This window comes from Ruegeria arenilitoris (assembly GCF_013032445.1).
Taxonomy (GTDB): Bacteria; Pseudomonadota; Alphaproteobacteria; order Rhodobacterales; family Rhodobacteraceae; genus Ruegeria; species Ruegeria arenilitoris_F.
In genome coordinates this window covers 174,260-197,124 of sequence record NZ_WQCA01000008.1, presented here as the reverse complement: position 1 = coordinate 197,124, position 22,865 = coordinate 174,260, and the positions used below count along the sequence as shown (strand labels likewise).

Annotated in this window: 19 protein-coding genes and 1 pseudogene; 11 read left to right on the top strand and 9 right to left on the bottom strand. The window is 59.9% G+C overall.

The features are described from left to right. Window positions 1-15: 15 nt before the first annotated feature. The 4 genes from GOW98_RS13585 to GOW98_RS13570 all read left to right on the top strand — a co-directional run bounded on the left by GOW98_RS13585 (window position 16) and on the right by GOW98_RS13570 (window position 5,924). Window positions 16-1,719, top strand: a complete 1,704-nt coding sequence (locus tag GOW98_RS13585; protein WP_170332874.1) for an NAD(P)H-dependent oxidoreductase subunit E — start codon at window positions 16-18, stop codon at window positions 1,717-1,719. Between the two features lie 13 nt (window positions 1,720-1,732). Further along, entirely contained in the window at window positions 1,733-4,516 is a 2,784-nt protein-coding gene (gene fdhF, locus GOW98_RS13580; RefSeq protein ID WP_170332872.1) for a formate dehydrogenase subunit alpha, read from the top strand. Between the two features lie 111 nt (window positions 4,517-4,627). Next, entirely contained in the window at window positions 4,628-5,416 is a 789-nt protein-coding gene (locus GOW98_RS13575; RefSeq protein ID WP_170332870.1) for a cyclase family protein, read from the top strand. Beyond that, a complete protein-coding gene (locus tag GOW98_RS13570) occupies window positions 5,409-5,924 on the top strand; it encodes a thioesterase family protein (protein WP_170332869.1) in 516 nt (171 codons plus the stop codon). Before GOW98_RS13575 ends, GOW98_RS13570 begins: the two co-directional genes overlap by 8 nt. Here the strand turns inward: GOW98_RS13570 and GOW98_RS13565 are convergent. From GOW98_RS13565 to GOW98_RS13555, 3 genes are all read right to left on the bottom strand, one after another. Beyond that, complete coding sequence (locus GOW98_RS13565; RefSeq protein WP_367646845.1) at window positions 5,921-9,976, bottom strand: translocation/assembly module TamB domain-containing protein; 4,056 nt, start codon at window positions 9,974-9,976, stop codon at window positions 5,921-5,923. The genes GOW98_RS13570 and GOW98_RS13565 overlap by 4 nt on opposite strands. A gap of 23 nt (window positions 9,977-9,999) precedes the next feature. Further along, window positions 10,000-11,802: an autotransporter assembly complex protein TamA gene (locus GOW98_RS13560; RefSeq protein WP_170332867.1), complete on the bottom strand. Its 1,803-nt coding sequence runs from the start codon at window positions 11,800-11,802 to the stop codon at window positions 10,000-10,002. A 125-nt stretch (window positions 11,803-11,927) separates the two neighbouring features. Then, window positions 11,928-12,788 carry a urate hydroxylase PuuD gene (locus tag GOW98_RS13555; RefSeq protein WP_367646844.1) on the bottom strand — a complete coding sequence of 287 codons (861 nt, stop codon included), beginning with the start codon at window positions 12,786-12,788 and terminating at the stop codon, window positions 11,928-11,930. 136 nt (window positions 12,789-12,924) lie between these two features. Between GOW98_RS13555 and GOW98_RS25785 the strand changes: the two are divergent. Then, window positions 12,925-13,036: pseudogene (locus tag GOW98_RS25785) on the top strand (helix-turn-helix domain-containing protein); the annotation flags it as partial. Between the two features lie 123 nt (window positions 13,037-13,159). Here the strand turns inward: GOW98_RS25785 and uraH are convergent. Beyond that, on the bottom strand, window positions 13,160-13,516 hold the full coding sequence (uraH, locus tag GOW98_RS13550; RefSeq protein WP_170332865.1) for a hydroxyisourate hydrolase: 357 nt from the start codon (window positions 13,514-13,516) through the stop codon (window positions 13,160-13,162). Between the two features lie 161 nt (window positions 13,517-13,677). Between uraH and puuE the strand changes: the two genes are divergently transcribed. Both puuE and GOW98_RS13540 read left to right on the top strand, forming a co-directional pair. Then, window positions 13,678-15,096: an allantoinase PuuE gene (gene puuE / locus GOW98_RS13545; RefSeq protein ID WP_170332863.1), complete on the top strand. Its 1,419-nt coding sequence runs from the start codon at window positions 13,678-13,680 to the stop codon at window positions 15,094-15,096. Next, a complete protein-coding gene (locus tag GOW98_RS13540) occupies window positions 15,093-15,581 on the top strand; it encodes an ureidoglycolate lyase (protein ID WP_170332861.1) in 489 nt (162 codons plus the stop codon). The genes puuE and GOW98_RS13540 overlap by 4 nt, the downstream gene beginning before the upstream one ends. Before the next feature lie 99 nt (window positions 15,582-15,680). On the opposite strand, the gene GOW98_RS13535 is transcribed toward GOW98_RS13540, so the two are convergent. The 3 genes from GOW98_RS13535 to GOW98_RS13525 all read right to left on the bottom strand — a co-directional run bounded on the left by GOW98_RS13535 (window position 15,681) and on the right by GOW98_RS13525 (window position 17,968). Beyond that, on the bottom strand, window positions 15,681-16,667 hold the full coding sequence (locus GOW98_RS13535) for a type I glyceraldehyde-3-phosphate dehydrogenase (RefSeq protein WP_170332859.1): 987 nt from the start codon (window positions 16,665-16,667) through the stop codon (window positions 15,681-15,683). Window positions 16,668-16,721: 54 nt separating this feature from the next. Then, window positions 16,722-17,045, bottom strand: a complete 324-nt coding sequence (locus GOW98_RS13530; protein WP_170332857.1) for a hypothetical protein — start codon at window positions 17,043-17,045, stop codon at window positions 16,722-16,724. Window positions 17,046-17,134: 89 nt separating this feature from the next. After that, window positions 17,135-17,968, bottom strand: a complete 834-nt coding sequence (locus GOW98_RS13525) for a bifunctional allantoicase/(S)-ureidoglycine aminohydrolase (protein WP_170332855.1) — start codon at window positions 17,966-17,968, stop codon at window positions 17,135-17,137. A 175-nt stretch (window positions 17,969-18,143) separates the two neighbouring features. Here GOW98_RS13525 and GOW98_RS13520 point away from each other — a divergent pair, with 175 nt between their 5' ends. Next, window positions 18,144-18,500: a hypothetical protein gene (locus tag GOW98_RS13520; protein ID WP_170332853.1), complete on the top strand. Its 357-nt coding sequence runs from the start codon at window positions 18,144-18,146 to the stop codon at window positions 18,498-18,500. Between the two features lie 7 nt (window positions 18,501-18,507). Here the strand turns inward: GOW98_RS13520 and GOW98_RS13515 are convergent, their stop codons facing one another. Continuing rightward, window positions 18,508-19,443, bottom strand: a complete 936-nt coding sequence (locus GOW98_RS13515) for a 2-hydroxyacid dehydrogenase (protein ID WP_170332851.1) — start codon at window positions 19,441-19,443, stop codon at window positions 18,508-18,510. 137 nt (window positions 19,444-19,580) lie between these two features. Between GOW98_RS13515 and GOW98_RS13510 the strand changes: the two genes are divergently transcribed. From GOW98_RS13510 to GOW98_RS13500, 3 genes are all read left to right on the top strand, one after another. Beyond that, window positions 19,581-20,387: a thioesterase family protein gene (locus GOW98_RS13510; protein WP_170332849.1), complete on the top strand. Its 807-nt coding sequence runs from the start codon at window positions 19,581-19,583 to the stop codon at window positions 20,385-20,387. 73 nt (window positions 20,388-20,460) lie between these two features. Further along, window positions 20,461-21,108: a DUF1007 family protein gene (locus GOW98_RS13505; RefSeq protein WP_170332847.1), complete on the top strand. Its 648-nt coding sequence runs from the start codon at window positions 20,461-20,463 to the stop codon at window positions 21,106-21,108. After that, window positions 21,093-22,052, top strand: a complete 960-nt coding sequence (locus GOW98_RS13500; RefSeq protein WP_170332845.1) for a nickel/cobalt transporter — start codon at window positions 21,093-21,095, stop codon at window positions 22,050-22,052. The genes GOW98_RS13505 and GOW98_RS13500 overlap by 16 nt, the downstream gene beginning before the upstream one ends. Here GOW98_RS13500 and truA read toward each other — a convergent pair. Further along, window positions 22,049-22,816 carry a tRNA pseudouridine(38-40) synthase TruA gene (gene truA / locus GOW98_RS13495; RefSeq protein ID WP_170332843.1) on the bottom strand — a complete coding sequence of 256 codons (768 nt, stop codon included), beginning with the start codon at window positions 22,814-22,816 and terminating at the stop codon, window positions 22,049-22,051. The two genes, GOW98_RS13500 and truA, sit on opposite strands and share 4 nt — an antisense overlap. Window positions 22,817-22,865 lie beyond the last annotated feature (49 nt).

The window sequence follows — 22,865 nt, the reverse complement described above, 5'->3', positions numbered from 1 at the left end:
CAATCGGAGGGCATCATGGCACCATTAGACACCAAGCCATCAGGCGCGCCAAAGGGCGTCTGGAAGTCAGGTAAAGGCAAAGGGCGGCACACGCCCAAAGGCCGTCAGTTCACGGACGAAGCGCAGGCTGAGATTCATCGCCTGCTGGGCGACCGCCCGCGCCGCCGCGATCTGCTGATCGAATTCCTGCATTTGATTCAGGACGAACACGGCCATATCAGCGCTGATCACATCGCCGCGCTGGCGGTCGAGATGCGGATCGGTCAGGCTGAGATTTACGAAACCGCAACCTTCTACGCACATTTCGATGTGGTGAAAGAAGGCGAGACGCCTCCTCCGGCGTTGACTATCCGGGTTTGTGATTCTCTGTCCTGTGAAATGGCCGGTGCCCAGCAGCTGCAAAAAGCGCTGGAAGATGGTTTGGACCCTGCTGAGGTTCGTGTTGTTCGCGCGCCGTGCATGGGCCGCTGCGATACCTCTCCTGTGCTTGAGATTGGTCACAACCATATCGACCATGCGACCCCCGAAATGGTGCAGGCCGCGATTGCTGCCAATGACACCCACGCCCATCTGCCCGACTACGAAGCCTTTGCCGCTTATGAGGCAAATGGCGGTTACGCCAAGCTGAAAGAGCTGCGCGAAAGCGGTGATTGGGAGAAGGTTCAGGAAGACGTTCTGTCCTCGGGCCTGCGCGGTCTGGGTGGTGCTGGCTTCCCGTCCGGCAAGAAATGGGGCTTTGTTCGTATGAACGAAGGTCCGCGCTATCTGGCCGTGAACGGGGATGAAGGCGAGCCCGGCACATTCAAAGACCGTTACTATCTGGAGCGCACGCCGCATGTGTTCCTCGAAGGCATGTTGATCGCGGGCTGGGCTGTCGAGGCCGAGACCTGCTTTATCTACATGCGTGACGAATACCCGGCGGTTCTGGAGATTCTGCGCCGCGAGATCGCCGCGCTGGAAGAGGCCGGGATTGTTGAGCCGGGTTACATCGACTTGCGCCGGGGTGCTGGTGCTTACATCTGCGGTGAAGAATCCGCGATGATCGAGTCGATCGAAGGCAAGAAAGGCCTGCCGCGTCACCGTCCTCCGTTCGTGGCGCAGGTTGGGGTCTTTAACCGTCCGACCTTGGTGCACAATGTCGAGACGCTGTATTGGGTCACTAAAGTTTGCCGCGAGGGGCCAGAGTGCCTGAACAGCACTGAAAAGAACGGTCGTAAGGGCCTGCGCAGCTATTCGGTCTCGGGCCGAGTTGCGAAGCCGGGTGTATATCTGTTGCCCGCCGGTTCGACCATTCTGGATGTGATTGAGGCCGCTGGTGGTATGGCCGAAGGCCAGACCTTCAAGGCCTATCAACCGGGTGGCCCGTCCTCGGGCCTGCTGCCCGCGTCGATGGATGATATCCCGCTGGACTTCGACACCTTGCAACCGCATGGAACTTTCATCGGCTCTGCCGCGGTTGTGGTTCTGTCCGATCAGGATACTGCCCGCGATGCGGCACTGAACATGCTGCGCTTCTTCGAGGATGAAAGCTGCGGCCAGTGTACGCCATGCCGGGCGGGCTGCGAAAAGGCGGTGAAGCTGATGCAGGCCGACAAGTGGGACACTGATCTGCTGGAAGATCTGTGTCAGGTCATGGGCGACGCCTCGATCTGCGGTCTGGGGCAGGCTGCTCCGAACCCGATCCGCCTTGTCATAAAACATTTCGCTGACGAAATCTGAGGGAGACAGAGCCATGCTTGATGCAAGCCCAAACAAGACCGTCACCTTCAACCTGAACGGCGAAGATGTCACCGTGCCCGAGGGCTGGACCATCTGGGAAGCCGCCAAGGGGCAGGGGTTCACCATTCCGCACCTGTGCCACAAGCCGCAGCCGGGCTATCGCCCCGACGGCAATTGCCGCGCCTGTATGGTTGAGGTGGAAGGCGAGCGCACGCTGGTCGCCTCGTGCATTCGTCCCGCGGCGGACGGTATGGTCGTCAAGACCGACAGTGACCGTGCCGAGAAATCGCGCGCCATGGTCATGGAACTGTTGGTTGCTGATCAGCCCGAAGAGGCGCACGACACCTCCAGCCACTTCTGGGATATGGCCAAGCTGAACGATGTCAGCGACAGCCGTTTCCCGGCGAAAGAGGTCGAGAAAATCCCGCTACTGGATGACAGCCACGTTGCGATGCGCGTCAACCTGGATGCATGCATCAACTGCAACCTGTGCGTCCGTGCTTGCCGTGAAGTGCAGGTGAATGACGTGATCGGCATGGCCGGTCGTGGCCATACTGCGCAGGTGGTGTTCGATCAGAACGACCCGATGGGTGACTCAACCTGTGTCGCCTGTGGCGAATGCGTTCAGGCCTGCCCGACCGGTGCCCTGATGCCTGCCACCGTGCTGGACGATCAGCAGAAGGGCGACAGCAAGGACTACGATTCTGAGACCGAAAGCGTCTGCCCGTTCTGCGGTGTGGGCTGTAAAGTCTCGCTGAAGGTCAAGGACGGCAAGGTCAAATATGTCGAGGGCATCAATGGCCCCGCAAACGAAGGCCGTCTGTGCGTCAAAGGCCGGTTCGGTTTTGACTATATCCATCACCCACACCGTTTGACCAAACCGCTGATCCGGCGCGAGGATGCGCCTGCCAAGGGCCTGAACGTCGATCCGGGCAACCTGTCGACCCATTTCCGCGAAGCGACGTGGGAAGAGGCGATGGATCTGGCCGCCACCAAGCTGAAAACCCTGCGCGAAGAAGATCCGCGCAGCGTTGCAGGCTTTGGTTCGGCCAAGTGCACCAACGAAGAAGCGTATCTGTTCCAGAAGTTCATCCGTCAGGGCTTTAGGCACAACAACGTCGACCACTGCACCCGTCTGTGCCACGCGTCGTCCGTTGCTGCTCTGATCGAGAACGTGGGATCGGGCGCTGTGACCGCGACCTTCAACGAGATCGAAAACGCGGACGTGGCGATCATCATCGGCTCGAACCCGATCGAGAACCACCCGGTTGCGGCGACTTATTTCAAGCAGTTCGCCAAGCGCGGCGGCAAGCTGATCGTGATGGATCCGCGCGGCGTTGGGATGCGCAAGTTTGCGGATGAGATGCTGCAGTTCCGTCCGGGTGCCGATGTCTCGATGCTCAACGCGATCATGAACGTGATCGTCGAAGAAGAGCTCTATGACAGCCAGTACATTCACCGCTGGACCGAGAACTGGGAGGCCGAGAAAGAGCACCTACGCCAGTTCACGCCCGAGGCAATGTCGCCGATCTGTGGCATCGAACCGGATCAGTTGCGCCGCGTCGCGCGTACCTTTGCGCAGGCCAAGGCTGGTCTGATCTTCTGGGGCATGGGCGTCAGCCAGCACATTCACGGCACCGACAACTCGCGCTGCCTGATCTCGCTGGCTCTGATGACCGGCAACGTTGGTAAACCTGGCGCGGGTCTGCACCCGCTGCGCGGTCAGAACAACGTGCAGGGTGCCTCGGACGCCGGTCTGATCCCGATGTTCCTGCCGGACTACCAGACTGTGACCGACGATGGCATTCGCGCCAAGTTCAACGATGTCTGGAACTCGGACGACTTCTCGAACGAGAAGGGTCTGACAGTGACCGAGATCATCGATCAGGCTTATGCGGGCAACATCAAGGGTATGTACATCATGGGTGAAAACCCGGCCATGTCCGACCCCGATGTGAACCATGCACGCGACGCGCTGGCCAAGCTGGACCTGATGATCGTGCAGGACATCTTCCTGACCGAGACGGCGAACTATGCCGACATCATCCTGCCTGCCTCGGCGCTGTATGAGAAGAACGGCACCGTGTCGAACACCAACCGTCAGGTACAGCGTGTGCGTCCGGCTGTGACCCCTCCGGGTGAGGCGCGTGAGGATTGGAAGATCACCGTCGAACTGGCGCAGCGCATCGGCCTGAACTGGGATTACACCGATGTGTCACAGGTCTTTGCCGAGATGAAGTTGACGATGAACTCGCTCAACAACATCACGTGGGAGCGGCTGGAGACCGAGACCATCACCTATCCGTCGCTGTCCGAGACAGACCCGGGGCAGGCGATTGTGTTCGGTGACGGTTTCCCGCGCGCGGACGGCAAGGCACGGTTCACCCCGGCCAGCGTCATTCCGCCGGATGAGGCTCCGGATGAGGAATATCCGATGATCGCCACCACCGGCCGTCAGTTGGAGCATTGGCACACCGGATCGATGACCCGCCGGTCCAACGTTCTGGATGCGGTGGAGCCCGAGGCGAACTGTTCGCTGAACCCCCGTACGCTGAAACTGATGGGGATTGAGCCGGGCGAGATGATCCGTCTGACCACCCGTCGTGGCTCGATCGAGATCATGGCGCGGGCCGACCGGGCGATTGCCGAGGATATGGTGTTCATCCCGTTTGCTTATGTCGAGGCGGCGGCGAACATCCTGACCAACTCGGCCGTCGACCCTTATGGCAAAATCCCCGAGTTCAAGTTCTCGGCGATCCGGGTCGAAAAGATCGAAGACGCCATCGCGGCGGAATAAGACCACCATTTATAAATGTGAAAAGGCGGCCCCTTGGGTCGCCTTTTTTCTTTCCTTGACAGAGTGTTGCTTGCGGCCAAACCTGTCATCACCTTGGTGATGGAGGAGCATATGGCCCGCCGTTTTGTCGATCTGTCCGTGCCGCTGGAAACCGGAATTGTCTCCGACCCGCCGATCATGCTGCCCGAGATCGAGTATCTGACCCACGATCAGACCGCTGAACAGGTCATGGCGTTTTTCCCAGGACTGCAGAAAGACGACCTGCCGGGCGGCGAGGGTTGGGCCATTGAGCGGCTGCGGCTTGCCACCCATAACGGCACTCATCTGGATGCGCCGTATCACCATCATTCAACCATGAATAACGGCGAACGGGCGATCACCATCGACGAGGTGCCGCTGGAATGGTGCATGAACCCCGGCGTGAAACTGGATTTCCGCCATTTTGACGATGGCTATGTGGCGACAGCGGCTGATGTCGAGGCCGAGCTAAAACGGATCGGGCATGACCTACAGCCTTTGGACATCGTGATCGTAAACACATCGGCGGGTACGCGGTACGGCCAACCGGATTATCTGATGAAGGGCTGCGGCATAGGGCGCGAGGCGACCTTGTATCTGACCGAACGCGGCGTGCGCGTGACCGGTACGGATGCCTGGAGCTGGGACGCGCCTTTTCCCCTGACCGCACAGGAATATGCCGAGACCAAGGACGCCTCGATCATCTGGGAAGGTCATCGCGCCTCGATCGAGATCGGCTATTGCCATATCGAAAAGCTGACCAACCTCGAAGACCTGCCGCCCACCGGGTTTGAAATCTCTTGCTTTCCGTTCAAGATCAAAGGGGCCTCGGCAGGTTTTGTACGGGCTGTTGCGATCTTTGAGGAGGACGGAGATGAATAGGCCTCTCAGCGGACATGACGGCCCTTATGACGCGCCGGTTGAAATCCGGGGGTTCTCGGTTCTGCCAGACTGGGTCGACTATAACGGCCACATGAACGTGGGTTTTTACAGCGTGGCCTTCGATATGGCGCTGGAAAAGCTGATGGTCGATCACCTTGGGCTGGGCGAGGTGCAGGTCAAGGCGCTGGGGCAGGGACCGTATGTCCTTCAATCCCATATGAATTTCCTGCGCGAGGTTCGGCCGGACGAGCCGTTCTATTTTCGCTTTCGGATGCTGGATTCAGACCAAAAACGCGGCCACTATTTTGCGCAGATGCTGTCAGAAAAAGACGATGCTGTCTGCGCCACGCAGGAAGCGCTGTTCATGAATGTCAGCCACACTACCGGCCGGTCAGAGCCCTACCCGGATTGGGCGGCTGCCCGGCTGGTCCGCATGGTCGGGGATCACGCCAAGCTGCTTGCCGCTCCACAGGTTGGACAACCAATTGGTATCCGGCGGAACAGTTAATAATCCCGCTGGAAGAACACACCAAGCCCGGTTTCACCGCGCCCGTCCACAGTGCCGCGCACGGTGAAGCTTTCGGTAACGTCCAGATTCAGGTTCACTTCGGTGTCGCCCTCAGTGTTGACGCTGAAGTCAGTGTAAAGGTTGTCGCTGAGGTAAGCGCCGCCACCCAATACTCCGCCTCCACCTTCTGCTGTTCCGACGTCGATTGTATCCAGGCCAGTTGCTTCACGGACACCTTTTGTCGCATCTCCCCCGGCACCGCTGAGCTGGGCAAGCGAAGCCGCCATTTGCGCGACGACGAACGGCGACAGTTCCGAGAAACGGTTGCCGAACAACAGCATTGCCAGCGCCTCTTCGGCAGGGCGCTCGGGGTCTGAATAGACATCGACTTCGGGCGCATCCAGCGGACCGGCGATTTCGATTGTGGCGGTGCCTTCAGAGGTGCTGGTCGATGAGGCGAACTCAATATACGGTTTCAAATCCCCCTGCAGCGTGACGATTCCCTTGGTCAGCGCCAGCCTGCGGCCCAGAATGTCGAAATTACCTCGGATCAGCTGAATTTGCCCGGATGGTACGACCGAGTTTGTTGTACCACGGATGAACAGGCTCCCCCCCAGTTCGGCATTCACGCCGCGTCCACGCACGAAAACCGCTTTGGGGGCCAGCAAGCTAATGTCCAAAGCGATGCGTGAGTCGCTTTGGGTTGCATTCTCTTCCACAACCAGCCGTGCTCTTTCACGGGTGATAAAACCTGCCTGGCTCTCGTTGATATGCTGGATTTCGGGGATCGGAGCAGCTCCGACTGCACCGGTCGCGGCTGCGAGGTTGATGTTGGTCTCTTCGAACGTAATCTGACCGGAAATGGTGCTGCTACCCGCCAACGCCCCGGTTATGGCGATCTCACCGTCTAGCGTGGTTTCATAAAGCAGCTTGTCGGTGAGCACGAGCTGGTTGAGGCGTGTGACGATGTTCGCGTTGAGCGGCGGCGTCAAATCCACGGGACCCGAGACAGTAAAATTACCGCCCGCGCGCATACCACCATTCAGCGAGATCGTAGCCCGGCTTTGTGCCAACTCGACCGATCCGCTGATGCCGGTGACTGTCTGCCCGATATCGGGGATCGCAAACGACGTGCCGGATGTGGTGATAGAGCCGCTGAGCGATTCCAGTGCGGGCTTACCCTTAAGTCGCAAGTTATGCCGGGCTGTTCCGTCGATCTTGTTGGGCGAGATAAACAGGTTGGCAATACCCAGATTTACGCTGCCCTGCGCCTGCAGATCGGCTTCGCCGCTGTTTTCGTCAAAGGTGCCTTTGACAATACTGCTGATTTCGGCAGGGCCATTGGCCGAGCCATCGATGGTCCAGACGCCGCTGTTGCGTTTGGCGTTTCCGGTTGCCGCGATGGTGCCGGGAAATTCGGGCGCGAAACGCTCGATCTTGTTCAGTTTGGCGTCGAAATCCACATCCGCCGAACCATCGGTATCGACGGTGCCTGTCAGTGATGCGTAAGAGCTGTCCGGCCCGTTCAGCCGCATGGTGCCCTCAAGCCCCAATCTGGTTGGGGCGACATTTCCATCCAATGTCAGCGGGCCAGACATTGTGGTCAGGACACGGGACAGATCATCAAGCTGAGCAGTGAAATCCAGCCCTCCGGCTTCACGGTCCAGTTTGCCAGACGCGCTGGCGGACAGGGCAGTGCCCTTCAGGCGGAAGGTGCGAATATCCACCCCTTCCTCGCCCTTTTCGGCATCGACATCCAGGGTTGTGCGACCCTGGATCAGTTTGTCGACCATTTCTATGCCGGTTTGAATGTCGTCCGCATCCACGTCGCCCTGAATGTCAAAAGCTTTGCTGGCAAGGGCAGCATTACCTTGTAGGTTTGCCGAAATCGAACCAGCCAGATCGCGTTTGGCCAGACCCGAAAACAACGAAAGGTCAGGGGCATTTACGCGGGCGTTTCCATCCACTGCCAAATCGCCAGTCGGGTCATCAACGGTCGCGGCGACCTGCGCGGTCAGGGCGGTACCATTTACTGTCGCCTCGCGAATTTCGATCCGTTCGGTCGTGCGCGCGCCGTCCCAAGTGATAGCGGTTTTTCCGGTCAGCAACGGATCAATCTCGGCCATCCCGGTCTTGATGTCCTGCCCGGTCACGTTGGCCGTGCCGTCGAATTCCAGCGTCTGCACCGTACCTTTGCCGTCCAGTTCAGCCTGCAGGGCGCCGCTGAGCTCGCGTTTGGCCAGACCAGAGAAAACCGACAGGTCAGGTGCGTTTACGCTGGCTTGCCCGTCAATGGTCACGTTTCCGTCGGGTGTCGTGACGTCACCGCTGGCCTGTGCTTGTGCGGCTTGGCTGTTCAGGTCGAACTCGCGGATGGTGATGCCGTCGCTGCCGCGGCTGGCATCCAGCGTGATCGTCGTCTCGCCCTTGATGACAGGGTCGATATCGTCGCGTCCGGTGACCAGATCGCGGCCTTCGACCACTACCTTGCCGTCAAAGCTGCGCTCCAAAGGAGAGCCTTTGCCCTCGACCCGCGCCGTAGCTGTACCACCCAGATCCATCTGCGCCAGCTCTGAAAACCGTGACAGGTCCGACGCCCTGAGCGTGGCTGATCCATCAACCGTCAACCCGCTGTCCAACCCGTCAATCAGCGCGTCCAGTGCCAATGTATAGTCGGTCCCGACCAACTCGAATCCCGAGAGGTTCACGGATTGGTCGCTGCCATAGTCGAACTGACCGTCCAGCGTAACGCGGTCTCCTAAAGCGGTGTTCAATGCCTGATCGTTCAGATCGATACCGTCAACGATGGCCTGAAGATCACCGGCGATTGAAAACGCCTCACCCTGTTCCAATGTGCCCTGAGCGGTGATCCGGGCGTTGTCCAGTTTCGCCTGCGGTGACTGAAACGCGTCTGCCGTAAGGCTCAGATCCCACAGGTTGCCGTTTTTCTGATCGAACAGGGCAGAAATCTGTGCGGCTTCGATCGAGGTATCTCCACCCGCAATCGGCAGCACCACGGTATCTCCGTCCGGCGGGGTGATCCGGCCCTGCAAAGCCGCAAGCTGCAGGGTGCCGCCTTCGGCCAGTTGCAGTTCACCCTTCAGGTCTAGTGCCTGCGTGGTCAACTCCAGATCGGGGATGTCCAACGCGCCTTCGGGTTTGGTTTGTCCGTCCACGAACAGTCGTGTTCTCGGCCCAAAGAATGGGTCCAGATCCTCGGCCATGAAGGGCGTCAGGTCACCGCCAAGATCTGCGGTAAAGGCGATGCCGTCTGCTGCGCCGCTTTCTGCCGCGCGCAGTTGGACCTGACCGGTTACGCGCGGCTGCTTGTCACTGCTCAGCACAATGTCGGCGGTGAAATCTGTTAGCGGCCCGGCGCCTTTGGCCGAAAAGCCAATCGGGGGGCTGTCAGGGATTTTCAATGCGGTGGAAATTAGGCCGCCTTCGGCCTCATTCACATCTAAATCCAGATTGATTTCTCGCGATGAGTTCTGGAACCCGGCGGCAATCTTTATCCTGTCACCTGCCCGGTCCAGTCGAGTGATGTCCAGATTGGTGTCCAGCGCTCCATCGGCCAGCGACAGGTTGCCGGTCACGGACAGGGCAGCTGAAACTCCGATCAGAGGCTCACCCAGCAACAGCTCATCCACCCGGATTTCACCAATTTCAATGGAAACAGGCAGTTCGGGCAGTTGAAAGGGTTGCGTTTCGGCCGAGGCGGGCGGCTCTTCTTTCGTAGTCGTGCCAGGAGTGCGGGCGATGTCGATTTCCTGCGCGGTCAACGCGTTTACCGAGAACCGCCCCCGGATCAGGGCCAACCGGTTCCAGTCCAGTTCAGCGTCCTTGATGGTCAGCCAGACGCCTTCATCGTCCGAGATGGTGATCTCTTGAATAGTGGCGCGTGCGCTCAGCGCCCCCTGTAGGCCCTTGACGGTGACGTTCTGGTCATCGCCCGACAGCGTGTCCTGAAGGAACCGCTCAAGCATGCTGCCGCCGCCATCATCCTCCTGCGCGATGACAGGCGGTGCAGTCAGGATCAGCACCGTAGTCACAACAGGATATGAATAACGCCGTATCAAAATGCCTGCCCGATCCCGATATAAAACTGCAATCCATCGCCAGTATCGCCCTGAACAGGCAAGGCCAGGTCCAGACGCAGCGGGCCGAACCCGCCCAGATCATACCTGACCCCAAGCCCGGCACCTGAATGATACTCGGCATCGCTGCCGATAAAGGACGATGTGTCCACGGTACCGAAATCGTAGAACCCGACAAGGGATATTGCCTCGGTGACTTTTCCACGAACTTCGCCGGATAGTCCCAGAAAGGACTTACCCCCCGCGACACCGCCGTTGACCGGGATGCCAAGGCTTTCATAGGGCTGCCCGCGTACGGTTCCTGCACCACCCGAGAAGAACAGGAAGTCCGGCGTCACACCGCTTGCAGAAGGGCCGATGACAGACCCCAACTGGACTCGGCCCGCCAGAACCAGCCGCCCACCTGTATTCAGGCTGGTATAGCCGCGCCCGTCAAAGAACAGCCGAATGCCATTCTGTGTGCCGGACAGTCCGGCAAATGGCATGGCCTGAGAATCCAGATAAAACCCGCGTGTCGCGCTGACTTTGCTGTCACGTTCATCCCATTCCGACCGGAACGGGATGATGAAATAGCGGAACTTGCGGCCATCGCCATATGCATCATCCGCGTCAGACCATTGGAACCCGGCTGCGGCTTCTGCATAGAGCCTGTCTGAAAAGGTGCGCCGCGCACCATAAGCCAGCGAAGCGACGGTCACATTGTAGTTCTCGGTGTTGCGCCGCTCGAGCAAAGCGCTCCAAAACGTGTTGTCATCCGGACCCAAACGGTCGGGTTGATCCAGGCGCAGGCCTATACGACCATCCAGATCTTCGGTTCCGCCGATGTTTCGCAGCGCGGCTTCGAACCTCAGTCGTTCGGCGCGGCGGAATACGTTGCGGTGCGTCCACGTCGCGGTTACGTCCAGCCCGGCGTTGGATGCCGCTTCGATCCCAAAGGTCAGGCGGCGTTTGGGCATGTCTTCAAACGTGGCATCGAAATCCAGCGTGCCATCCGGATTGGGCGTCTCATGTTCCTCGATCGAAACGACGCTAAACGTTCCGGTGCGGCGTAAACGCGTGCCGACCTTCTGTATCTTTGCCGGTGAAAACACCTCGCCCGAGGGGAATCCGGCAATCTTTTCAATCGACCGGTGACGTACATCCGTGTCGCCTTTGATGATCATCTTGCCAAAGGTCAGACGCGGACCCGGTGCAAGGTCGATCTCGGCGTCCAGACGCCTCTGCGCGTGGCGGGCGATAACCTTTTGACCTTCAACCTCGGCCTTGGCGTGGCCGATATCGCGCCAGCCCTGCACCCCGGCCGAGGCCGCCTGTTGAATAGCCCCGGTCGTGGCCAGCTTGCCGGGGGCAAACTCTTCGGGCAGAACGGTGCCCTGCGCGACGGGGTCAACAACGGCGGTGCCAAAGGTGAAGGTGGGGCCGGGGTTCACTGTGATGACGGCGCGGTTGATTGCGTTGGGCACAGTAAGCGAGCTCATGTCAGCAGCTTCCTGCCCGTCCAGCTTAATGCTGACGACCGGGCTGAAATAACCCTCGTCATACAGAATCTGAACAATGGTGCGGTAATCGGACAAGGCTGCGGACAGGATTTCGAGCGGCGTGTCCAGTCCCCTGTCTTCGGCGGTGGCGACCGAGGACGTCTCCTCAATGCGTTCGATCAAAGCTTTCGGGGCGCCGGGTGCGGAAACCGTGGTTTCAAGCGCGGCCAAAGAAGAGGGCAAGGCGGCAATCGCACCAATAAGGCAATATTTCACAAAGCCCTTTGGCTTTTTTCCCCGCATCGAATGGCTCCAACTGCCCCAAGTCGAAATCAATTTCACCGTCTTATGCAAAGCAACGGTTGATTACATTCATGTTAGAGCATCAGTTTCCACGCAGGGAAAGAGATTTCGAAGGGTCGACCGATTTAACGGGATATGTTGTGGTCAGGACCCGGCATTACGGAACCTGCGAATGACCGCCTCGTAGTCTTCGGGTTCCCTGCGCGGGCGTGGCGGGTGTTGAAATAGTGCCGAATGGTGACACCCATCAGGAAGACCAGTGCGGCGATGATCCAATTGAATTCGGTTGCAAAGGCCAGCGGGTAGTGGTTCGACAGCATCAGGAACACAACCGGCAAGGTCAGGTAATTGTTATGGGTCGACCGCAGCTTGGCGATCTTGCCGCAATTCGGGTCCGGCGTGCGGCCGTTTTTCAGGTCATCGACCACGATCCGTTGGTTCGGCATGATAGTGAAGAACACGTTTGCCGTTATGATCGTGGCGGTGAACGCCCCCAGATGCAGCATCATCGCGCTGCCAGTGAAGATCTGAACATAACCCCAGCCCATTGCCACCAGCAGGACAAAAAGCAGCACCATAAGAAGGGTGGGGCGCTCTCCCAGCCCGGACTTGCACAGGAAGTCATAGATCAGCCAGCCCACGGTCAGTGATGGGGCCGAGATCAGAATTCCCTGCCAAAGCGCCGGATCGGCCTTTTCCGCGTAGATCAGATACAGTTCGCCCCCGACCCAATAGATGATCATCAACAGCGCGGCACCGCTGAGCCACTTCGCATAGCTTTCCCATTTGAACCAGGTCAGGTGGTCCGGCATCCGCTCGGGTGCGACCAGGTATTTCTGGATGTGATAGAAACCGCCGCCATGAACCTGCCATTCCTCGCCATCCGCCGGGCCGGGGATATTGCGGTTTAGGCCAAGATCCAGCGCGATGAAGTAAAAGGACAATCCGATCCAGGCGATCGCAGTGATGACGTGCAGCCAGCGCACGGCAAATGCTATCCAATCCAGAACACGGCGAATTCGAACATGAGAGGTCTCTCCGGTAAGTTATCGCCACACTAGGCAAACGGGTTTTTTTCGGTATTTCCGTACATTGTCAAAACGTATCAAGAAAAACGATAAGATGCCCTGCCTCGACAATATCCGCACTTTTGTTCGTGTCTACGAACTGGGCAGCATGTCCGCTGCCAGCCGCGATTTGCGGATTTCGCCTGCGGTGACTTCGGCGCGGTCGCGCTTGAGTGTGCGATACGGGAAAGTGAAACTGGGACCGCGGAACGCCCGAAAGGCGTGGCGCTTTGCCCAACGGGAGGCGCCCTTCAGGGGCAGGCGACGGGCGGGAGCCTTATGCGGAGTGTTCAGCTACCCCGATAAGTCGAGTAACCGTAAGGCGATAGCAACAAGGGTACGTGGTAATGTGCATCTGCGTCAGACATGCCGAAGCGGATCGGCACTTGATCCAGAAACAGTGGTTCCTCGGCGGTTTGACCTGTGGCGCTCAGGTAGTCTCCGGCAAAGAAAACCAGCTCATAAGAACCTGTTTTGAAGACTTCTTGCGGCAGGATCGGGCTGTCGGTGCGGCCGTCGGAATTGGTCTCAGACTCCGCCAGTTTGCGGCGGGTTTCCCCGGTGATCTCAAACAGGGCGATCCGCAGCCCCTCGGCTGGGTAGCCGCGTGCCGTGTCCAAAACGTGGGTTGTCAGATAGCCAGCCACGGGGATCTCCTTTGATTTGCCTTTAGGTTTGTCGCAGTGTGGCGCAAAGTTCGAAACAGTGGAAATGCCGAAAGAACCGGAAACAGCGTTCGGGTTAGTTTGATAATCAATCGCGCGTTTCTGGGCTAAGGCTGACGAAACGCACAAGAACGGAAGATGCCATGCAGCCGCCTCGATACCCTCGTGACATGATCGGATACGGAGCCAACCCACCCGACGCCAAATGGCCCGGCGGGGCCAAGCTGGCCGTGCAGATCGTGTTGAATTACGAAGAGGGCGGCGAGAACAACATTCTGCACGGTGATGCCGCGTCCGAGGCCTTTCTGTCAGAGACCGTGGGTGCTGCAGCATGGCCCGGGCAGCGCCACTGGAATATGGAAACGATCTATGAATACGGGTCGCGTGCGGGGTTCTGGCGTCTGCACCGCTTGATGCAGGACGTGCCGATCACAGTTTATGGCGTGGCGACGGCCTTGGCCCGGTCGCCGGATCAGGTGGCGGCGATGAAGTCGGCGGGGTGGGAGATAGCCAGCCATGGTCTGAAATGGATCGAGCATAAGGACATGCCCGAGGATGAGGAACGTGCGCAGATCGACGAGGCCATCCGGCTGCATACAGAAGTCGTAGGTGAACGCCCGCGTGGTTGGTATACCGGGCGCTGTTCCGAGAATACCGTTCGGCTGGTGGCTGAAGAGGGCGGCTTTGACTATGTCGCCGATACCTATGCCGATGATCTTCCCTATTGGTTGCAGACCGGCGGGCGGGATCAGTTGATCGTTCCCTACACACTGGATTGCAACGATATGCGCTTTGCCACGCCGCAGGGGTTCAACTCGGGCGATCAGTTCTACACCTATCTGAAAGACAGCTTCGATGCGTTTTACGCCGAGGGCGAGGCGGGTGCGCCGAAAATGCTGTCGATCGGGCTGCATTGCCGCCTGATCGGGCGGCCCGGGCGGGTGATGGCGTTGAAGCGATTTCTGGACTATGCGCGCGGGTTCTCGGATGTGTGGTTTGCGACGCGGTTGCAGATTGCTGAACACTGGGTGGCGCAACATCCTGCCGTGAAGCACCCGAAGCCATCGCAGATGGAACGGGATGCGTTTGTCGCGGCTTATGGGGGCATTTTCGAACATTCCGCATGGATCGCGGAACGCGCCTTTGATCTGGAACTTGGACCGGCCCATGATACGGCGGGGGGATTGCACAACGCGTTGGCGCGGATGTTCCGCTCGGCCTCGGATGAGGAGCGGCTGGGTGTGCTGACCGCGCATCCGGATCTGGCGGGCAAGCTGGCGCAGGCCAAGCGGTTGACGCAGGAAAGCACGTCCGAGCAGGCCTCGGCGGGGTTGGATGCTTTGACGGATGAAGAGCGTGCGACCTTCACCGACTTGAACCAGCGTTACATCGAGAAGTTCGGTTTTCCGTTCATAATTGCTGTGCGCGATCACGATAAGGCCTCGATCCTACAGGCGTTTCAGCGGCGGATCGAACAGGATCGGGATGCGGAACTTGCCGAGGCCTGCCGTCAGGTCGAACGGATCGCAGAGTTCCGTTTGCAGGACGTTTTGCCCGCATGAGCCGCCGGATCGTTTCCGCGCCGTTGACCGCAGAAGCCTTTGCGCCCTTTGGGGATGCGCTGGACGTTGCAGGCGAGCCGGACAAGATCATCAATCAGGGGCAGTGTGGCCGGTACCATGACCGCGCGGGGCTGGATTTTTCTAACGGGCGCGCGGGGATCAGCCTGTTCAATGCCAATCCGCGCAGCTTTCCGTATCGGCTGGATATGGTCGAGCGACACCCCGAGGGCAGTCAGGCCTTCATCCCGATGACGCAGCAACCGTTTCTGGTCATCGTCGCGCCGGATGTGGACGGGCATCCGGGTGCGCCTTTGGCTTTTGTTACCGCGCCCGGACAGGCGGTGAATTACCATCGGGGCACGTGGCATGGTGTACTGACACCGTTGCACGCTCCGGGCCTGTTCGCCGTTGTCGACCGGATCGGAGAGGGCGCAAACTTGGAAGAGGTCTGGTTTGACGAACCCTATGATGTGGTGTCTGTGTAGAGGCGCTCTCCCGCCCGGTCCCGGGCGCATCTAAGATGCTTGGGACCCGTTGGGCCGGGCAGCGCGCGGGCAAGCCCGCCCGCTGAAGTCTCGCAGGGGTCAGGGTTCTGCCATCAGGCGGGCGACGTCGAGCATTCGTGCCGAAAAGCCCCATTCGTTGTCATACCAACCGAAGATACGCACCTGACGATCTCCGACCATGCGGGTTTCGGGGCCCGCGATGACCAGCGATTCCGGCCGGGTTCGCAAATCTGAGGACACCAGCGGGTGGTCGGTCCAGCCCAGAACGGAAGAGTGGGCGACGGCTTTGCGCAGTTCGGTTTCAAACTCGGCGGCGGACATGCCACGATCAAGGGTCGTGACCAGATCAACGGCGGAGACGCTGGCGGTTGGAACGCGGACAGCTGCGCCTGAGATGCGACCTGCGAGGTGGGGCATGACCTCGTCGATCAGATGCGTTGCACTGGTGGTGGTGGGGACCATGGACAGGGCCCCGGCGCGGGAACGGGCGAGATCACCGCGCGGCGCGTCTACCATCGGCTGGCTGTTGGTATAGCAGTGGATCGTCGTCATATGAGCCGAGGCGATGCCTGCGATTCCGTCCACTACTTTTACCAGCGGGGCCAGCCCGTTGGTGGTGCAAGATGCGTTCGACACGATCCGGGCATTGCCCAACTGCCCTTCATTCGCGCCCAGAACGATGGTCACCTCGGTCGCCGGCGAGGGGCCGGAGATCAGCACTTTGCCTGCCCCTGCGGTTAGACCCTGACCGGCTACGTCGGAAGTGCGCGCAACGCCGGTACAATCCATCAGAACATCGACCCCGGTCAGATCAACGCGCGACAGGTCTGGGCTGTGGGTGACCGGGATGTTGTGGCCGTCCACCACGAGGGCCTCGTTACCGGCCTCGACCGCGCCAGGAAAAGGGCCGAAAGTGCTGTCATATTTGAACAGATAGGCACAGGTTTCCAGCGGCGCGATATCGTTGACCAGCACCAGTTCCACATCACTGTCCTGCGGCAAAGCCAGCAGCTGCCGAAGAATCGTGCGGCCGATCCGGCCGAATCCGTTGATCGCAAGTTTCATGCGCAAGCTATGGCAGCGGGTTGCGTTGACCTCAATGCCCGTTTCGACCTGAGGTTAGTTGCAGCTGACCTGCGAGAAGAACTGGCCTGAGATGTTCTGATACATGCTGGTCCTGATCGCCTTGCACCCGGTTGCCGCTTGAATGGCCGCCATCGCTTGAATGGTGCGCAAGCGCGGCGGTGGGCCAAACGGGTTCAGATTGTTGTTGTCACGGGTTGCGCGATAGACGACCGGAGCGTCAGAGACCTGCGTTACAGCCCAGGTGCGGCTCATGACGAATACCGATTTGGTTTCCTCTTTGGCGGCAACGGGGGTCGCCTCTAGGGCCGTCAGGCCAACTACAGTTGCCAGTGCCAGCATCGATCCGCGCAGTACCATTGAACAATCTCCAGTGCTAAAAACCTGTGTTATTTCACCAGATTAAAGCGCTTCTGTGAACCCCCGCGTCGGAAAAAGCCGATTTGGCGTCAGCGTTTGGGCAACGACAGCGGCATGTGCCGGTTCACGTCCTTGTAGAGCAGATAGCGAAATCGCCCCGGACCGCCTGCGTAACACGCCTGCGGGCAGAAGGCGCGCAGCCACATGTAATCGCCGGCCTCGACCTCGACCCAATCCTGATTGAGCCGGTAGACGGCCTTGCCTTCAAGCACATAGAGGCCATGCTCCATCACATGCGTTTCGGCAAAGGGGATCACGCCACCGGGTTCGAAATTGACGATGTTCACATGCATATCGTGGCGCAGGTCCTGCGGATCGGCGAAACGGGTGGTGGACCAGCGACCTTCGGTGCCTGGCATCTCGACAGGGGTCACGTCGCGTTCATTGGTGATGATCGGATCGGGGGCGGGCAGGCCGGGGACGGCGTCATAGGCCTTGCGGACCCAATGGAAGCGGGCGGTTTCTTCGGTGTTGTTGTGCAGGGTCCACTCGGAACCGGCTGGAATATACGCGTATCCGCCTGTGTCCAATTGGTGCACCGCGCCGCCCAGTGTCAGCGTCACCGCGCCTTCGACAACGAAAAGCACGCCCTGCGCCTGCGGGTCGGTCTCGGGTCGATTGCTGCCGCCGCCGGGCTGAACCTCCATAATGTATTGAGAAAAAGTCTCGGCAAATCCGCTGAGGGGACGGGACAGCACCCAAAGCCGGGTCTTTTCCCAGAACGGCAGTGCACTGGTGACGATGTCGCGCATCGTGCCTTTGGGGATGACCGCATAGGCCTCGGTGAACATGGCGCGGTCGGTCAAAAGCTGATCCTGACCGGGGTGGCCGCCTGTGGGCGCGTAGTAGGTGGGATGTGCCATCGGGTGCCTCTGCTTGGTGGTTTAGGCACTATGCGGGGATTGCCTCACCGGTCCTAGCGGCAGAGTTGCGATAGGTTTGTTCGGGATAATTTGAAGGTCGTCCAACAGGGCTTGGCCCCGGTTCGCGGGCGGTATAGTCTTGAATGCAAATCTTTTTCAGCAAGGCGAGGCGATCATGAAAGCCTGGATTTCTTCTACACTGGCAGCGGTTATTGTTCTTGGCGCGGTTACCGTCGCGCAGGCAAAGCCATTGTCGCGAATCATCTCGGAAATGGGCCTGACCCCTGCGGATTTTGAGGTCGTGAATGCGACAGCCGATGCAATGTTGGCGGGCGCGACCCCCCGTATTGGTGAGGAGCGCAACTGGGCGAACGACGCGACCGGATCAAAAGGCACGATCCGTGTCCGGGATGTCCGTGACAATTGCGTTCATCTGCAACACTTTATCCAGCCCGAAGGATCGGATCAGACCCGAGAGGTCAGGACCCGCCGCTGCCGCGATGCAGGCGGCAACTGGATCCTGACGCCGTAATCCGGGATCAGTAGCCGCGCGCTCTGTCGACCTCGTGCAGCAGGGCTTGCCCGGCGGTTAGCCTCTGATAGTTTTCACCCACATCTGCCAGAGCTTCGCCCAGATGCCAGCCGGAGACATGCGGCGTGATGGTGACGCCCGAATGCACCCAGAGTGGGTTGTCAGAGGGCAGGGGTTCTTTCGAGGTCACATCCAGAACCGCATGACCCGGCGCACCGCTGTCCAGCGCAGCGATTAGTGCGGTTTCATCAATCAAATCACCTCGACCGGCGTTCAACAATTGGCTGCCGGGCTTCATCGCGGCCAGCATCCGGGCATCGAATAACCCGACGGTCTGAGGGGTCGAGGGCAGGATCGCGCAAACGTGGTCGCACTGGCCCAGCAGTTCCGGTAGGGCGGCATCACCGTGCAGACAGGTCACGCCGTCGATCTGTTTGGGGGAGCGGCTCCAGCCCATCACCTGAAATCCGACTGCCCGCAGCATTCGGGCACTGCGAGCGCCGATATGGCCCAACCCGAGAACTCCGACCACAGTTTCGGGTGCGTAAAGGGGGGCTTTGGGCAGCCATTCCGCGCGGCGCTGGGCAGCCTCGTGAAAGGTCATGTGACGTTGATGGCGCAGGACATAGGCCACGAACCACTCGGCGATTTCCTGAGCAGGCGCATCCGGTTTTAACCGCGCCACGCGCACATTATCTGGCAGGTTGGGATTGCTGACGATGGTTTCGACCCCGGCGCCCAGTTTTTGCACCAGTTGCAGGTTGGGCAGGCGCTCGGGGTGGTCGTTTTTCAAGCCGACCACGGCAACCATCGTGATGTCTGCGGGGTCGCCCAAAGTGGCCGGCGTCCGCACATCAGCTTCGGGGTATTGCCGCAGGATATCACGGGCAATATCGCTGTCGCTGATCCAATCAGACAACCCGGTTTCGATCAACAACGCCATGTCGCACCTCCCACTGCTTAAATTTGCGCTATGCCCCGTTACCGAACTGGACATTTTCCCCGCAGCTAAGTCATTCTCGGGCCGAAGGTAAAGCCCGGTCTTGGCACCGGGTACGCAGAAAACGTTTGAGGCAGTCCATGAGCGGGACATCAGAGCAGAGCCGTCCGGCCTATTTCCACTTGCGCGATGACGGCGCGTTTGTCGGTAATGATCCGGCGCGCGGGCCGTGGTCTGCCGATCACTGCCACGCAGGGCCGGTCAGCGGCCTGATCGTGCGCGCGGCAGAAACCGAGGTCGGTCCCGAGAAGATGCTGACCCGCCTGACGGTTGACCTGCTGCGGCCGCAACCTTTGGCAGGTCTGCGGGTGGCGGCGGAAACCACGCGCCACACCAAGACGCTGGCGACCACACGGGTTACGGTGCATGATCTGGACGACAGACTCTGCGCCACCGCCACAACCATGCACTTGGCACGACGCGATCTGGGGCCCGTTCCGAATGTGTCGATTGCTGCGCCCCGGTTGGAGGACGCGGTGTCCGGCCCGTTTCCGATCGGCGAGGTGCGCCATGATCTGCCCGGCTTCGCCAATCATTCCGACGTGCTGTATCCGGAAGACGGCAATCAGGGGGCGGGCCCCAAGACGGTCTGGATGCGAGTCCCAGCCTTGTTAGAGGGAGAGGTTCCGTCGCCGATCCAGGCCCTGTGCCCGCTGGCCGATTGCGGCAACGGCATTTCATGGAACGCACCAACAAGTGAAATGGGGTTCATGAACACCGACCTGACCGTCCAGATCCATCGTGAGCCAGTGTCGGATTGGCTGGCCTCAGAATCGGTCAGTCATTGGCGGCCCTCGGGGATCGGGATGTCTCAATCGGTGCTGTATGACACCGAAGGGCCGGTGGGCACGGCCTTGCAAACCATTATTCTGTTCCCACCATCCTGATCCTTTGGCCGGATTCTGCACGTCACCCGTGAATCGCATTGCCGGACGTGAGGCGAACCCCTATCTTTCGCCTATGCGCTGGATTGTGACCCTTTTGACCTGCTGCCTGCCGATCCCGGCGATGACCCACCCGCATGTCTTCATCGACACCGGGCTGGAATTCATAGTGGACGACACTGGCCAACTCACGCACGTGCGCGTGACTTGGGCGTATGATGAGTTCTACTCGTTGCTGATTCTGGAAGACATGAAACTGGATCAGGATGCGGACGGCGTTCTTACAGACGGCGAGAAAGGCCTTCTGGCTGGTTTCGATGCGCAATGGGTAGAAGGGTATAACGGCGATCTGGTCGTGTTTGCGGACAGTGCTCCGGTCACCTTGTCCGGCCCGCTGGAGCCGCAGGCCACCACCGAGGACGGGCGCATTGTCTCGTCCCATCTGCGCGCCGTCGAAGGTGGCGCGGTGCCAGCCTCTTCGCTGACGGCAAAAGCCTATGACGAAACCTACTACACTGCATACGAAGTGACCCGCCCGGTGACGGTGACAGGTCCTGCGTCTTGCCAGATCAATCGAATTGATCCCGACATTGACGGCCAGTTAGCGCAAATGCAGGCTTTCCTTTTGACGCTGGATGCCGACTACGATCTTGAGGAAAACGATATCCCGCTGGTCGGGGAAAGCTTTGCGACCGAGATATTCGTTTCATGTCCAAATACCTGATTGTTCCGGTTGCCATCGCCATTGCCTTGCTGCTGTGGTTCTGGGGAATTGGCGGCTTTGACAGTCTGGCCGCCTGGGCTGCTGGTGAGCAGCGCGAGTTTCAGAACCAGATTGCCCGCGCCCTGCGCGCCGCCCGCGCCGAACAGCCCGAGGCGGTCGCGACCCTGCTGACGGTCTGTTTCGCCTATGGATTTTTTCACGCCATCGGCCCCGGCCACGGCAAGGTGCTGATCGGAGGCTACGGGCTGGGTCGCCGCGTCGCCTTCTGGCGCCTGTCCGCGATCAGCGTGCTGTCCAGTCTGGGACAGGCAGTAACGGCGGTTGTGCTGGTTTACGCGGGGGTCCTGGTCTTTCAGATGTCACGTGAAAGCCTTGTGGGCACGACCGAGCAGGTCATGGCCCCGATCAGCTATGCAGCCATTGCGGCAATTGGTCTTTGGCTGGTGGTCCGGTCTGTTCGCAGTTTTGCGCGGCGGCATCGCACCCATACTGCGCATCACCACCATGATCACCACCATCACGACCATGCTCACCACCATCATGACCACGACCACCATCATGATCACGATGATGGCGTCTGTTCCGATTGTGGTCATCGTCACGGCCCGACGGCCGAAGAAGTGGCTCAGGTTGGCAGCCTGCGCGAGGCCCTGCTGCTGATCGCGGGCATTGCGGCGCGTCCCTGTACCGGTGCTCTGTTCGTTCTGATCCTGACATGGCAGATGGGTATCGCAATGGTCGGCATCGCGGGTGCCTTTGCGATGGCTTTGGGCACCGCGTTGGTGACGACTTTGGTCGGGTGGACCTCGTTCGGGTTGCGCGGAGGTTTGCTGGCCTCTGCCTCGGCCACGCGGTTTGCCTCGGTACTTGCGCCGACGATCGAGTTGGTGGCGGGGCTGATAATCGTGGTGATCGCCAGCGGCTTGCTGATGCGCGCGATCTAGCCGAACACAGGTTCCGGATAGCCAACCCGCGCCAGATACAGGCCCTGTGGCGGGCAGACCGGCCCGCAGGCAGCACGATCTGCAGCTTCCAATGCTTCGCGCACATCCTCGGGTGACCATGCACCCGCGCCGACACGTTCCAGCGTTCCAACAAAACTGCGCACCTGATTGTGCAGGAACGAGCGCGCACGGACATGGAAATGGACCTCGGGGCCGGAGAACCCCTGAACCTGTTCGACCCGCAACTCATCCAGCGTTTTCACCGGGCTGGCGGCCTGACAGATCGAGGACCGGAAGGTGGTGAAGTCATGCCGCCCAATCAGCATATCCGCCCCAGCCTGCATCGCATCGACGTCCAGCCGGTGGTTGATCCGCCAGACCTGCCCAGCGTCATGGGTCGCTGGCGCACGGCGCATCAGGATGCGGAACAGGTACTGACGCTCCAGCGCCGAAAACCGCGCGTGCCAATCGTCATCCACCCGCGCGGCCTTGACGATGGCCACCGGTTGCGGCTTGAGGTGATAGTTCAGCGCCTCGGAAAGGCGAAACGGATCCCAGTCCTTGACCAGATCGCAATGGGCCACTTGACCCAGCGCATGAACCCCCGCATCCGTGCGACCGGCGGCGGCGATGGTGTGCTCTCCGGGTTGAATGCGCGACAGCGCTTGTTCGATTGCCCCCTGCACAGACGGCAATTCCTTTTGCCGCTGCCACCCGGCAAACGGTTCCCCTTGGTATTCAACTTTCAGAGCGTATCTGGGCATGGGCCGCTGGTAACGTGCCGCGCGAAAAGGGGCAAGGGCGGGAAAGCTC